Genomic DNA, 12,904 nt, shown 5'->3' on the forward strand with positions numbered 1-12,904 from the left:
GGCCGGCCGCCGCACGGGCGCCCGGCGGCCGGTCACAGCAGCGTCAGGACGAGGATCACCAGGGCGGTCAGGGCGACGGAGACCAGGATCGACCCCAGGCACCCGAGGCGGTTGCTGAAGAAGACGAACATGACGGTCCCCTGCCCGCTCCGGCGCCCGTGAAGCGGGCGGACCCCGAAGCGGGCGGGGCGCGACCGGCGGGGGAGGGGCTAACCGCCGTTGGACTGGCGGATGCCCTCGCCGAGCGCGTCGAAGGTGTAGACGAACCCGCCGTCCGCCCCGCTCACCGTCATGTACGCGTCGGTCGTGCCGGGGGCGATGGCGACGTTCGTCGCCGAGTCCAGGCCCCCGGTGGCGTCGGCGGGGACGCCGACCGTCGCGAGGTGCTCGCCGGTCGGGGCGTACACGCGCACCTCCGGCCGGCCGTGGAAGCCCTGGTAGACGTTGCCGTCGGCGTCGACCGCGAGGGAGTCGACCTGGGTGGTCCCGCCGTCGAAGTGCAGGGCGGTGTGCGCCGCCGCCACCTCGGTCCCGCCCTCGCCGAGCGCCAGGTGGTCGACGCGGTTGGCGGCGTACTGGCTCACCCACAGGCCCGCGTAGTCCTCGGTGAAGGCGATGCCGTTCGGGGCGGGGAGCCCGTCGGCCAGGACCGTCGCCTCCTCCAGGTCGCGGTCGATGCGGACCACCCGGCCCCGGGCCTCCCACACCGGGGCGTCGTGCCCGGTGGTGTCGGTGACGTACAGGTCGCCCTCCTCGTCGAACGCGAGGTCGTCCGGCTGCATCGGCGCGCCGTCGACGTCCTCGGCGAAGAACGCGGTCGGCTCCCCGCCCTCGGGGGTGATGGCGAGGGAGACGATCCCCCCTCCGGCGATGTCCGTCAGGTAGAGGTCGCCGTCGTAGGGGCTGAACTGCGCGGACGTGTAGGCGCCCGTCTCGTCGGTGAACACCGGTGCCACCTCGCGGGAGACGGTGTCCACCCGGAGCACCTTGGGCTCCCCGGCGGGGGCGGTGACGTCGACCACGAAGAGGCCGCCCTCGGCGTCGAGGACCGGGCCCTCCAGGAGGGTCATCCCCGTCTCCTCGTGGACGGAGGTCACCTGTACCAGGAGTTCGGCCGTGCGGTCGGGGCCCGGGTCGGGGGTCGTGGCGGCGGCGCCGGAGCACCCCGACACGGCGGCGGCCAGGGCGGTCGCCGTGAGCGTGCGGGCGGTCGCCCCGCGTCGCGGGCGGCGGCGGTGCTGTTCCATGCGGCTCCCTGGGGGTCGCGGGCGGCGGGCCCCGTGCGGGGGCGCGCGGGTCCGGGGGCTGTCATTGGGGATCACTCCGGGGGCGCAGGCCTCCGGGCGGCACGGCCTAGTGCCGCGTGCCCAGGACCTCGTGCATGCGGTCGTCCCGCCATTCCCGCAGGAGCCGGTGGAAGGCCACGGGGCCCGGGCTGTAGGAGGTGCCGCCGCCGCGGACGCCGGCTCCCTCGCGGTTGTAGTAGCCCGGGGTGCACTCCGCCTGGAACGCGGAGTTGTCGCGCGCGGTCGCGCGGACGGTCCGGCACCACGCGTCGACGGCCTCGGCCGAGGGCTCGATCACGGCGACCCCCTCCTTGCGGGCCCGCCCGATGACGGCGGCGATGTGCTCGGCCTGCTCCAGCAGGATGTGCGCGAAGTTCACCGAGTTGGCGTTCTGCAGCGGGCCGAGGTGGAAGAGGTTGGGGAACCCGTCGCCGTAGAAGCCGTGCAGCGTGCGCGGCCCGCGGCTCCAGGAGGCGAGCAGGTCCCGTCCGCCGCGGCCGCGGACCGGCAGCGTGCCCGACATCACCCCGGAGACGCCGACGTCGAACCCGGTGGCGAAGACGACGCAGTCGACGGGGTAGGCGGTGTCGCCGACGACGACCGCGTCCTCGGTCATGCGCGTGATGCCGCCGTGGTCCGCGGTGTCGACCAGGGTGACGTTGGGCCGGTTGAACGTCTGCAGGTAGTGGTCGCTGAAGCAGGGCCGCTTGCACATGTAGCGGTACCACGGCTTCAGCAGTTCGGCCGTCGCCGGGTCGCGGACGACCTCGTCCACGCGGGCGCGGATCTCGTTCATCTTCCGCGCGTCGGCGAGTTCCTCGATCAGCTCGCGCTCCTCGGCGGGCACCCGCGTGTCGACCCGGCCGGAGATCATCTTGCGCTGGAGCCGCGCCGTGGACGTCCAGCCGTCCCCGGTGAGGTCGGTGTCGACCGGCTCGCCGGAGACGACCGCGAGGAAGTTCTCCATGCGCTCGCGCTGCCAGCCCGGCTTGAGGGCGGCCGCCCACTCCGGGTCGGTGCGCCGGTTGTCGCGGACGTCGACCGACGACGGGGTCCGCTGGAACACGTACAGGTGGCGGGCGTCGCGCCCCACGTGCGGGATGACCTGCACACCGGTCGCCCCGGTGCCGACGACCGCCACGCGCTTGTCGGCGAGGCCCACGAGGCCGCCGTCCGGGCCGCCGCCGGTGTAGCCGTAGTCCCACCGGCTCGTGTGGAAGGTGTGGCCGCGGAACGTCTCGATGCCGGGGATGCCCGGGAGCTTGGGCTGGGTGAGCGTGCCGGAGGAGGTGATGACGTGGCGGGCGCGCATCCGGTCGCCGCGGTCGGTCTCGACCACCCACGCGACCGCTTCGTCGTCCCAGGTCAGGGCGGTGGCGCGGGTGTGGAAGAGCGCGTCGCGGTACAGGCCGAAGGTCTCGGCGATGGCCACGGCGTGCCGGCGGATCTCCTCGCCGGGCGCGTAGCGCCACTCGGGGACGTGGCCCACCTCCTCCAGCAGCGGCATGTAGGAGTAGGACTCGATGTCGCAGTGGATGCCGGGATAGCGGTTCCAGTACCAGGTGCCGCCGAAGTCGCCGGCCTCGTCCATCATCCGGATCGACTTCACGCCGGCCTGCCGCAGCCGCGCGCCGGTCACCAGGCCGCCGAACCCGCCGCCGATCACGAGCACCTCCACGGTGTCGGTGAGCGGGGCGCGCTCGGTGCGCGGGGTGTAGGGGTCCTTCGCGTAGTAGCCGAACTCGCCCGCTGCCGTGCGGTACTGGGCCGTGCCGTCGGGGCGGACGCGGCGGTCGCGCTCGTGGGCGTATTTGGCCCGCAGGGCGTCGAGGTCGATCTCCGGGGTCGCGTCGCCGGGGTCGGCGGCCGCGTCGGAAGCCGTGCTCATATGCCGTCCTCACGTCGTCGCCGGCGCATCGCGGTGCGGGCGGGGCGCCGCGGACCCCCGCGAGGGGGCGGCCGTCGCGCCCGCCGGAGCGGCGCGCGGCTCCGGGCGGCCGCCTCCCGATGCGACGGCGGGGTCGATGAACCGTGCCGGAAAAAGGTTAGCATCAGGCTAAGCATTCGGCGGGCGGGGTGCCGGGCGGCCGGCTCTAGGATGTCGGCATGCGGGAACGGGGGCAGGCCGCCGAGCAGGGCGGACACGACGACGAGCGCGAACGCATCGTGGACGCCATCCAGACCCTGAACGGGGCCATGGAGGAGGCCGTGATGACCGCGCTCCTGCACAGCCTGCTCTCGATGGACCTCACGATCCAGCAGCTGCGCGTGCTGATGGTGCTGGTCACCTCGGAGGAGGGCGCGACGGGGCGGGGGCTGGCGGACTCGTTCGGCGTCTCCATGGCGTCGATGTCGGGGGTCCTCGACCGGCTCGTGGCCCACGGCGTGGCCACGCGCACGGCCGACCCCGACGACCACCGCGTCCGCCGCATCCGCGTCACGCCCCTCGGCACCTCGGTCGTCCGCCGGCTGATGGTGGCCCGGCCGTTCCGCACCGACATCCTCATGCGCCTCCCGCTCGCGGACCTGCGCGCGCTCGAACAGGGGTTCCGCGCGGTGAGCCGGGAGATCGCCCGCGCGGGCGACGGGGACTGACCCCGGCCGGAGCGGGGGCGCCTGTTGGCGGGGGGCGGTGGCGGAAGCGGGCCGACGCGATGGCGCGCCCGGCGGGGTCAGTCCTCGATGGTGATGCCCATCGCGCCCGCCCACGCCGCCATCAGGCCGTGCGCGCCCACCGCGTCGACCACGGCGCCGCGCAGGCCCTCGACGCCGCCGATCCCGCCCAGTTCACAGCGGGTGAACCGGGTGCCGGGGGCGGACGCGCGGTCGAACCGGGCGCCGTCGAGGCGGCAGTCCTCGAACCGGACGCGGCGCAGTTCGGCGCCGTGGAAGTCGGCCTCGGTGAGGACGCAGCCCCGGAACACCACGTCGGTGAACCGGGAGAACCGGAAGCGGGACAGGTCGGCGCGGCAGCCGTCGAACAGCACGTCGCGCAGGCCCGTCCCCGACCACACGGCGCCGGTCAGGCGCGCGTCGCGCACGGCCACCTGGCGCAGAACGCCGTCCTCCACGGTGGTCGAGGCGAGGTCGGCACCCCGGAACTCGACGTCGGTCAGCCGCGCCCGCCGCAGCGCGGTGCCGGCCAGGCGGGTGCGGGTGAACCGGCAGCCGGCGAACTCGGTGTCCTCGGCGGCGCCCGCCGACAGGTCGACCGCCCCGAAGGACGTGGACAGGTACACGTCGTCGTCGGCCAGACCGCGCTCCGGCGGGTGCGCCTCGGCGAGGTCGTCGGGGATCGCGGGAGCCGCCGGCTCCGCGCTGTGAGCGGGCCGGGACGGCCGGGAGGTCGGCATGCGGCCACCCTAGGGCGCCCTCGGGGGTGCGCGAACCGCCCGGCGCCCGGGGCGCCGGTGCCGCCGGGGTGGCGGGGTCGGCGCCCGCCGTCCGCCGCGGGGGAGGAGCTCGGGGGCCGCCGCGCGGAGCGCTGCGGGGGGCCGGCGGGGGAGCCCATAGGGGCGAAACCGCCGCGCCGGCCACCCCGCCGCCGGGTGGCCGGCGCGGCCTCGGAACCCGATCCGGGACGGAGGCGGGGCGGGCTCGAACCGGCGGAGATGTCCGAAATCTACGTCATAAAGGTGCCGGTGCGGATCCTGTCCATCTCATCCCTCCCGACCACCCCAGACGGGCGCCCACGCACCAGCCACCCGCAGTGGTCCGCAGTGGACGGCGCGGATCGGCCCCGCGCGGACGGCTACCGCCTGGTGTTCCGGTCGAAGCGCGGCGCGGACGCGTGGTGCATCCCCGTAGCAGCGGTGCGGGCCGTCGAGCGGGTGAGCAGCGGGCCCAGGAGGGCGTGGCCGCGCAGGTGGACCACTAGGCGGGCCACCGGTGCGGCCGCCGCCATCACCGCCGCCGCGACCAGCGCGCCGACGGCCAGCCCCACCAGCACGTCGTGCGGGTAGTGGACGCCCAGGAACACCCGCGAGTACCCCTCCAGGGCCGCCAGCGGCACCGCCAGCGCCGCCAGGCCGCGCCACGCCAGCCAGACCGCGACGGCGGCGCCCCCGGCGATCGCGGCGTGGTTGCTCGGGAAGGACCAGTCGCCCACCGGCGGGCAGGCGGCGACCGCGACGGCGTCGGCCACCGCGCGGCACGGCCGGTCCTGCCGGATCAGCGCCTTCACCCCCTCGCTCACCAGATAGGCGGTGACGGTCGCGGGTGGGGCGAGCAGCGCCAGGGCCATCGCCTTGGCGCCGCCGCTGCGGGCGCGCCACCACGCGGCGAGGAACAGGGCGGCGAACCCCGCGAGCAGCAGATCGGTGCCGGCCTCGGCGGCGGCGCGCAGCCACGCCGGGGTTTCGGCGGCGAACGCGGTGGTGGCCCGGTACCACTCCACGCTGAACCCGGGTGCGTCGAACATCGTGCGGTCTCTCCTTCGTCGGTCCTCGATCGGGAGCCGACGCTAGGAACCGGGCAGGTCGGCGCACATCGCCACTCGGTCACCCGCCCACCGCCCCGTCCGGGGCGGCGCCCTCCCCCTTTCGGGGGAGCGGCCGCCGCCCGCACCCCCACCTCCGTGCGTTGGCCCGGCCGCCGCCGCTCAGTAGGGTCGAGGCCGTGGACAGCACGAACGCCCTCAGCAGGGCCGCGACCGCCCTCCGGGCACCCGGTCGGGCCGCCGTGGTCCGCGACATCGCCCTCGTCGCCGCGCTCGGCGCCGTCGCGGTCGCGAACACGGCGGCGACGACGGCCGTGGGCGGCGTATCCGTCCTGACCCCGCTGCTGGCCGCCACGGCGCTGCTCACGGGACGTGCCTCGCGCGCCGAACGCGCCGGCGCCGCCTGCCTGGCCGCCGTGACCCTCGGCGGCCTGGCCGCGACCGCGCTCACGCGAGGGGACGTGTGGGACGCGCTCGCCGACGCCGTCGTCCTCGTGCTGTTCGGCGTGCTGCCGTGGCTGACCGGCCGCTACCTGCGCCAGCGGGCCGACCTGCTGCGCGCCGGGTGGCGCTGGGCCGACCTGGTCGAGCGGGAGCGCGCCGCCTACGCCGCGCAGGAGCGGTTGCGCGAGCGCGCCCGCATCGCCGAGGACATGCACGACTCCCTGGGGCACGAACTCAGCCTCATCGCGATCCGCGCGGGTGCCCTGGAGGTCGCCCCGAACCTCGACGAGGCCGCGTTCCGCTCCGCCGCCGGGGAGCTGCGCGCCGGAGCGACCACCGCCATCGAGCGGCTCCAGGAGATCATCGGGGTTTTGCACGATCCGGACGCGGCCGATCCCCGTACGGCCGGGTCCGACCCGGGTGCTGCTGAGACCGCCCCGGGCGCCGTCGGGTCCGCCCTAGACGCCACCGAATCCGACCCGGACGCCACCGGCTCCGCTCCGCGCGCGGTCGGGTCTGCTCCGGGCGCCGCCGGGCCCGGGCGGGAACCGGGCGGGGGCGGCGCGATGTCCGGCGACGCGGTGTCCGGCGGTGCGGGGCTGGCCGGGCTGGTCGCGCACGCCCGCGCCGCCGGACTCGCCGTCGACCTGCGCACCGACACCGCCGACCGCCCCGCCGCGACCGCCGACCTCGTCCACCGCGTCGTCCGCGAGGGCCTGACGAACGCCGCCAAGCACGCGCCGGGCGCCGCCGTGCGGGTCGACGTCGCCGCGTCCCGGCCGCCAGGTGCGACCGAGGTCCGGGTCCGCAACTCCGCCCCGGACACGCCGCCCAGCGCGGCGCCGCCGGCGGGCGGGCGCGGGCTCGCCGCCCTGGGCCGGCGGGTGCGCCGCGCGGGCGGCCGGATCGACGCCGGCCCGGACGGCGACGGCGGGTTCCTCCTCACCGCCCACCTGCCGCACGACCGCTCCGCCGAGCCGCCGGACCCTGCTCCCGCGACAGAGGCGCAGCGCCGGCTCACCGCGTCGCGCCGGCGCGTCAACCGGGGGCTCGCCGCGACGGTCCTGGTCCCCGCTGTGCTGCTGGTGCCCCTGGTCGCCGGCTGGTACGGCTTCTACGCCTACGTGTCGGAGCGGGCGGTGCTGCCGCCGGACCGGTTCGACCGGCTCGAGGTCGGCCAGGACGCGGCCGAGGCCGAGGCGCTGCTGCCGCCCATGGAGATGCTCGACCCGCCCGCCGAGCGCGGCCCCGTGCCGCCCGAAGGCGCCGACTGCCGCCACTACCGGCCGCGCTCCGGCGCGCCCGGCAGCATCGAGGCCGCCTACCGGGTCTGCTTCGCCGACGGGCGCCTGGTGGCCAAGGAGACCGTGCCCACGGGCACCGAGGAGGCGCCGTGATCCGCGTCGTGCTGGCCGACGACGAGGTGCTCATCCGCGCCGGGGTGCGCGCCATCCTGTCGGCCGATCCCGGTATCGAGGTCGTGGGCGAGGCGGGTGACGGCGCGGCGCTGGTCGCCCTGGTGGCTGAGGTCCGGCCCGACGTCGCCCTCGTCGACATCCAGATGCCCGGCACCGACGGGCTCGCCGCCATCCCGGGCGTCCGCCGGGCGTCGCCGGGCACCGCTGTGGCGGTGCTCACCACGTTCGGCAAGGACGCCTACATCTCCCGCGCGCTGGGGGAGGGCGCCAACGGGTTCCTGCTCAAGGCGGGCGACCCCCGGGAGCTGATCGCGGGCGTGCGGGCGGTCGCCGAGGGCGGCGCCTACCTGTCGCCCGCCGTGGCGCAGCGGGTGATCGGGACGTTCCGGGCGAGCGTGGACGGGCCGGGGGAGCGCGCGGCGCGGCGGGTCCGCGCCCTCAGCGCCCGTGAGCGCGAGGTCCTGGCCCTGCTCGGCACCGGCCTGTCCAACGCCGAGATCGCGCGCCGCCTGCACGTCGTGGAGGACACGGTCAAGACCCACGTCAGCGCCGTCTTCGTCCGCCTGGGGGTGCGCAACCGGGTCCAGGCGGCCGTCATCGCCCACGAGGCCGGCCTCCGCCCGCCCCCATAGCCCCGCAGTGGACGGAGTCGCCCGGGCATGGCGGCCGCGCGCCGGAAAATCGGTTCCCCCGCTGTGCCGTCCGCCCCTAGGGTCGGGACACATGCGCGACGTGTCGGCACTGCCGAAGGCCCACCTGCATGTCCACCTGGAGAGCACCGTCCGGTGGGACACCCTGCGCGACATCGCCGCCGCCAACGGCGTCGCGCTGCCCACCGGGGGCGACGGCGGCGGCCTCGCCTTCACCGGGTTCCGGGGGTTCGCGGACCACAACTCGCTCGTCCGCTCCTGCCTGCGCCGACCCGAGGACTTCGCCCGCGTGGCCCGCGAATTCTGCGCCGACGAGGCCGCCCAGGGCACCCGCTATGCCGAGGTCACCTTCACCGCCGCCGCCCACGGCGAACGGCTCGGCCGCCCCCGCATGCCGCTGGAGGCCGTGCTCCACGGCCTCGCCGAAGGGCGGGCCGCGCACGGCATCGAGGTCCGGGTGCTCCTCGACCACTCCCGCCGCAGGTCGGTCGACCGGTTCCGCCGCACCCTCGACCTCGCCGTGGAGCACGCCGACGCGGGCGTGGTCGCCATCGGGGTCGCGGGCGAGGAGTCCTACCCGCTCGCCCCCTTCGCCGGCGTGGTCGCCGACGCCGCGGCCGCCGGGGTCCCGCTGGTCCACCACGCGGGCGAGGCGTGCGGCCCCGACAGCGTCCGCGAGGCGCTGACCCTGGGGCGCACGCGCCGCCTCGGGCACGGCATCCGGGTGCTCGACGACGCCCGGCTCGTGGCCGAGGTGCGCGACCGCGGTATCCCGCTGGAGGTCTGCCCGTCGTCCAACGTCGCCCTGGGGTTCGCCGGCGCGCTGGCCGACCACCCGTTGCCGCGGCTGCGCGACGCGGGCCTGGCCGTCACCCTCAACACCGACGTCCCCGCCATCATCGGCACCACGCTCACCGGCGAGTACGAGCGGGTCCGCGACGCATTCGGCTACACCGACGATGACCTCGCCGACCTCGCCCGCGCGGGGGTCGACGCCTCCTTCGCGCCGGCGGACACCCGCGCCCGGCTGCACCGCGGCATCGACGCGTGGCTGGCCGCCCCTGCGGCCTGAGTGGGGCCGCGCCGCAGCAGGACGCCGGGGGCGCTGCTGGGCGAGCGGTGTTCAGGCGGGTCGATGGCGGGCCCGGATGTGGAACCGCTCGCCCTGGGGGCCGAGGATGCTGAGGAACTCCACCGGGTGCGCGTCGGCGTTGCCGAACCAGTGCGGCAGGTGGGTGTCGAACTCGGCGACCTCGCCCGCCGCGAGGACGAGGTCCCGGTCGCCGAGCACCAGGCGCAGCCGCCCGTTGAGGACGTACAGCCAGTGGTACCCCTCGTGCGAGCGGGGGTCGGGTTCCAGGTCGTCCGGCCCGGCCGGGAGGACCTGCTTGAACGCCTGGAGCCCCCCGGGGTTGCGGGTCAGGGGGATGATGGTCATGCCGTTGCGGGTGAACGGCCGGGGGTAGACCCGCGGATCGCCGCTCGCGGGGGCGCCGACGAGTTCGTCGAGCGGCACCCGGTAGGCCCGCGCCAGCGGGAGCAGCAGCTCCAGCCCCGGCCGCCGGTGCCCGGACTCCAACCGGGAGAGCGTGCTGACCGGGATGCCGGTCGTCTCCGACAGGGCCGCCAGGGTGGCCCCGCTGCGTCGCCGCAGCGCGCGCAGCCGGGGACCGACCGCGGCCAGTACGGCGTCGAGGTCGTCCGCAGGGCCGAGGTCGTCGCTCATTCCGCCACTGTGCCCGCGTTTTGCGGTTTTCGCAAATAAGTTTGTCGATCCACCGCTGGTGGGGACACGCTGGCCCCGGAGGTGGTCACGATGACCCGAGACAGCGAACCCCACGGCGCGGTGGCGCCCGCGGCGGACCGGCGGACCCGAGGGGCGGACCCGCGCCCGGCCGGTCCGGGTGCGGCGCGGCGCCCGGGGCCGCCCGCCACCGGCATCGGCCCCGCGTACATCGCCCGCCCCGAGCGGGTCCGCAGCGACCCGTTCTCCCCGGAATCGGAGGCCCGCCTGTGCGAACGGGTCCTCGGCGGCCGGCGGCACGGCCTGTGAACACCCCGTCCGGCACCGACACCGAGACCGAGATCGACACCGGCAGCGAGGCGAGGACGATGGACGAACAGCACTGGGAGGACATGTACGGCGGCCGCGAGCAGGTGTTCAGCGGGAACCCCAACGGGGTGCTCGTCGCAGAGGTCACCGGCCTGCCGCCGGGGCAGGCGCTCGACGTCGGCTGCGGGGAGGGCGCCGACGCCCTCTGGCTGGCCCGGCACGGCTGGCTGGTCACCGCGGTCGACATCTCCCGCACCGCCCTGCGGCGCGCCGCCCGCACCGGCGCCGACCTCGCCGACCGGGTGGCGTGGGCTTACGCCGACCTGGAGGCCGCGCCGCCCCCGGCGGGCGCCTTCGACCTGGTGTCCGCCCACTACTTCCCGCTCCGCCGCCGACCGGGCCACACCGCGCTGCGGGGCCTCCTGGCCGCCGTCGCCCCAGGCGGCACCCTGCTCTTCGTCGGCCACGACCTCGCCGACCTGCCGCCGCGCGGCGACGGCGCCCCCGACCCGGCCGATTACTACCAGCCCGGCGAGGTCGCCGGGCTCCTCGGGGACGACTGGACCGTCCTGGCCGACGAGACCCGCCCACGCGCCGCCCCCGCCCCTCCGGGCACCCACCACACCCACGACACGGTCCTCCGCGCCCGCCGCATCCGCTGACCCGCCCGCCACCCGAACGGACGGACCCGACACGGTCGCCGTCCACGGAATGGCGCGGGCCGGTGCCGCTTCCCGAGCGGCCTGCCGCGCGTTCGGCGGCGGGGGAGGGTGACCGGCCCCGGGCCGCCGCGCCGCGTGGCGGTCCGTCCGCAGTCGGGTCGGCCGGGGCGCGGCATCGCGTCGGCGGCGCGGCACCCGAACGGCGGTGGGCGCGGTCGGATGGGTGGGCGAAGACGCGGTGGCAGGAAGCGGTGGGTGGCCGAGCCTGGACCGTTCTCCCAGGGCGGCGCGCTTCGCTCCCTGCTGTGCGGTCCGGGCCGTGGGCCGCCGCCGGAACCCCGGCGGTCGGCCCTGCCGGGGTGCCGGTGCGGGGGCGGCGGGCCGGTATCGCCCAGGGGCCACAGGAGGGAGTGGGTCAGGGGCGCGGCGAGCCTTGCGGGTTCGTCGAGGGCGCACGCCTCGGGGGCGTTGCCCGTGGGCTTCCGGGAGCGGGTGGTCAACGGGGCCGTGGGTTGTTGGAGGTGGTCGGCGGTCGGCACGTGATGGGGCGCGCGTACGGGGTGGGTGGACCTGGGTGGGCGGACCGGTGCCGCGTGGCGGGCGCGGGAGGAGTGCGGACGCGGGGGCGGACTCCCGGTGGGGTCCGCCGGGGGCAGCGTTCGGCGGCGGGACGGGCCCGGGAGCGGGTGTCCGGAGTAGAGCGGGCCGCGAGCGGCGCGCGAGCGGGGCTCCAGGCGGGTGGGTGAGGCTCGGCGGGTGCCGCGGGCACGGCGGCCGCTCCACCCCCGTCGAAGGGACGCACCATGAGACCTGCCGCGCATCGCGCCGGTGGCCCGCTCGCCACCCCCCTCGGAGCGGTGAACGCGACCGCCCGCCCCGACACCGTCCCCCGTCCCGACACCACTCCCCGCCGCGGCCCCGTTCGGCGGACGGGCCCCACCCCCTTCCCCGATCCCGCCCCTTTTCCCGGCGCCACGGCGCTGCCCGAATCCGCGGCCGCCCTCGACGCCGCGGCGCCTGCCGGCCCTCCACTGCTGCGCGGCGCCGCGCCCCTCGACCTCGCCCCCTACGCCCCCGCACCCCGACGTGCGCCCCGCTCCGGCCCGGCGCCCCGCTCCGAGCCGACGCCGCGCCGCGCACCGGCTCCGCCTCGGAACCCCGCCCCCCGGCCCGGCCCGGGCCAGGTGCGCATCCGCCTCCGGGCCGTCGGCGTCATCGCGCCCCCGGTGGCCCCGCGCCGCCGCCGCGGGCGCCGACCGTCCGGGGAACGCGTCGGCGCCCCCGCCGCACTCGGCGTCGCCGGCACCATCGACCGGCTGGGGGAGGGGGTGGCCGGACTGGCCGTCGGCGACGACGTCCTCGGCTGGACCCGCGCCTGGGGGACCGCCGACCCGCGCGCCGGGGCCGTCCCCACCCGCCTCGTGCTCGACGGCGCCCACGTCACGCCCCGCCCCGCCGGTCTGCCCTGGACGAGGGCGGCAGCGCTCGCGGAGGCCGCCCTCGTCGCCCACACAGCGCTGCGCGACCTGCGCCTCGGCCCCGCCGACACGCTCGTCGTCACCGGCGCGGCGGGCCCGGTCGGGGCGGCCGCCGTCCAACTCGCCGCGTCCTGGGGCGCCACCGTCATCGGGGCGGCCGAGCCCGCCGACCACGCGCGGCTCCGCGCGGCGGGCGCCCACCCGATCGTCCTGGGCCCGGGGCTCACCGAGGCGGCGTGCGCGGTCGTCGGGCGACGGGTCTCCGCCGTCCTCGACACGGTCGGCGGCGCGGCCCTGCGCGCCGCCGTGGGGGCGGCCGAGGACCGCCGCCGGGTCGGTACCACCGCCGACGCCGACGCGACGATGCGCCTCGGCGTGCGCGGCGTCCGCGCGCGCCGGTCGGCCGACCGGCTGCGCGAGGTGGCCGCCGCGGCGGCGCGCGGCGACCTGCGGGTGCCCGTCGCCGCCGTCTACC

At 77.2% G+C, this 12,904-nt stretch carries 12 protein-coding genes; 7 read left to right on the top strand and 5 right to left on the bottom strand.

Annotated elements, in window-relative coordinates:
* Positions 1-209: 209 nt before the first annotated feature.
* Both NT8_RS22915 and NT8_RS22920 read right to left on the bottom strand, forming a co-directional pair.
* Positions 210-1,247 (bottom strand): SMP-30/gluconolactonase/LRE family protein, encoded by a 1,038-nt coding sequence (locus NT8_RS22915; protein ID WP_067973484.1) that lies wholly within the window; start codon positions 1,245-1,247, stop codon positions 210-212.
* A 106-nt stretch (positions 1,248-1,353) separates the two neighbouring features.
* Positions 1,354-3,174, bottom strand: a complete 1,821-nt coding sequence (locus tag NT8_RS22920; protein ID WP_067973487.1) for a flavin-containing monooxygenase — start codon at positions 3,172-3,174, stop codon at positions 1,354-1,356.
* Positions 3,175-3,392: 218 nt separating this feature from the next.
* Here NT8_RS22920 and NT8_RS22925 point away from each other — a divergent pair, with 218 nt between their 5' ends.
* Complete coding sequence (locus tag NT8_RS22925; RefSeq protein WP_067973489.1) at positions 3,393-3,881, top strand: MarR family winged helix-turn-helix transcriptional regulator; 489 nt, start codon at positions 3,393-3,395, stop codon at positions 3,879-3,881.
* Between the two features lie 77 nt (positions 3,882-3,958).
* Here the strand turns inward: NT8_RS22925 and NT8_RS22930 are convergent, their stop codons facing one another.
* Both NT8_RS22930 and NT8_RS22935 read right to left on the bottom strand, forming a co-directional pair.
* Positions 3,959-4,639: a pentapeptide repeat-containing protein gene (locus NT8_RS22930; protein ID WP_067973491.1), complete on the bottom strand. Its 681-nt coding sequence runs from the start codon at positions 4,637-4,639 to the stop codon at positions 3,959-3,961.
* 398 nt (positions 4,640-5,037) lie between these two features.
* Entirely contained in the window at positions 5,038-5,706 is a 669-nt protein-coding gene (locus tag NT8_RS22935) for a phosphatase PAP2 family protein (protein ID WP_067973493.1), read from the bottom strand.
* Between the two features lie 197 nt (positions 5,707-5,903).
* Here NT8_RS22935 and NT8_RS30355 point away from each other — a divergent pair, with 197 nt between their 5' ends.
* The 3 genes from NT8_RS30355 to add all read left to right on the top strand — a co-directional run bounded on the left by NT8_RS30355 (position 5,904) and on the right by add (position 9,308).
* Positions 5,904-7,565, top strand: a complete 1,662-nt coding sequence (locus NT8_RS30355; RefSeq protein ID WP_067973495.1) for a sensor histidine kinase — start codon at positions 5,904-5,906, stop codon at positions 7,563-7,565.
* Entirely contained in the window at positions 7,562-8,218 is a 657-nt protein-coding gene (locus NT8_RS22945; RefSeq protein WP_067973497.1) for a response regulator, read from the top strand. Before NT8_RS30355 ends, NT8_RS22945 begins: the two co-directional genes overlap by 4 nt.
* 91 nt (positions 8,219-8,309) lie before the next feature.
* Positions 8,310-9,308, top strand: a complete 999-nt coding sequence (add, locus tag NT8_RS22950; protein WP_067973498.1) for an adenosine deaminase — start codon at positions 8,310-8,312, stop codon at positions 9,306-9,308.
* A 51-nt stretch (positions 9,309-9,359) separates the two neighbouring features.
* On the opposite strand, the gene NT8_RS22955 is transcribed toward add, so the two are convergent.
* Positions 9,360-9,962 (bottom strand): helix-turn-helix domain-containing protein, encoded by a 603-nt coding sequence (locus NT8_RS22955; protein WP_067973500.1) that lies wholly within the window; start codon positions 9,960-9,962, stop codon positions 9,360-9,362.
* A gap of 90 nt (positions 9,963-10,052) precedes the next feature.
* Between NT8_RS22955 and NT8_RS22960 the strand changes: the two genes are divergently transcribed.
* The 3 genes from NT8_RS22960 to NT8_RS22970 all read left to right on the top strand — a co-directional run.
* Positions 10,053-10,289 carry a hypothetical protein gene (locus tag NT8_RS22960; RefSeq protein WP_067973501.1) on the top strand — a complete coding sequence of 79 codons (237 nt, stop codon included), beginning with the start codon at positions 10,053-10,055 and terminating at the stop codon, positions 10,287-10,289.
* A 59-nt stretch (positions 10,290-10,348) separates the two neighbouring features.
* Complete coding sequence (locus NT8_RS22965; protein WP_067973505.1) at positions 10,349-10,951, top strand: class I SAM-dependent methyltransferase; 603 nt, start codon at positions 10,349-10,351, stop codon at positions 10,949-10,951.
* Between the two features lie 1,184 nt (positions 10,952-12,135).
* Positions 12,136-12,904, top strand: a 769-nt coding sequence (locus NT8_RS22970; protein WP_067973503.1) for an MDR/zinc-dependent alcohol dehydrogenase-like family protein, incomplete at its 3' end; no start/stop codon positions are given.

The sequence above is a fragment of the Nocardiopsis trehalosi NBRC 14201 genome, from assembly GCF_001552555.1.
GTDB classification, from domain to species: domain Bacteria; phylum Actinomycetota; class Actinomycetes; order Streptosporangiales; family Streptosporangiaceae; genus Nocardiopsis_B; species Nocardiopsis_B trehalosi.

Coding starts and splice junctions, on each gene's coding strand:
- NT8_RS22915 (WP_067973484.1), bottom strand. CDS start 1,247: ATGGAACAGCACCGCCGCCGCCCGCGACGCGGGGCGACCGCCCGCACG.
- NT8_RS22920 (WP_067973487.1), bottom strand. CDS start 3,174: ATGAGCACGGCTTCCGACGCGGCCGCCGACCCCGGCGACGCGACCCCG.
- NT8_RS22925 (WP_067973489.1), top strand. CDS start 3,393: ATGCGGGAACGGGGGCAGGCCGCCGAGCAGGGCGGACACGACGACGAG.
- NT8_RS22930 (WP_067973491.1), bottom strand. CDS start 4,639: ATGCCGACCTCCCGGCCGTCCCGGCCCGCTCACAGCGCGGAGCCGGCG.
- NT8_RS22935 (WP_067973493.1), bottom strand. CDS start 5,706: ATGTTCGACGCACCCGGGTTCAGCGTGGAGTGGTACCGGGCCACCACC.
- add (WP_067973498.1), top strand. CDS start 8,310: ATGCGCGACGTGTCGGCACTGCCGAAGGCCCACCTGCATGTCCACCTG.
- NT8_RS22955 (WP_067973500.1), bottom strand. CDS start 9,962: ATGAGCGACGACCTCGGCCCTGCGGACGACCTCGACGCCGTACTGGCC.
- NT8_RS22960 (WP_067973501.1), top strand. CDS start 10,053: ATGACCCGAGACAGCGAACCCCACGGCGCGGTGGCGCCCGCGGCGGAC.
- NT8_RS22965 (WP_067973505.1), top strand. CDS start 10,349: ATGGACGAACAGCACTGGGAGGACATGTACGGCGGCCGCGAGCAGGTG.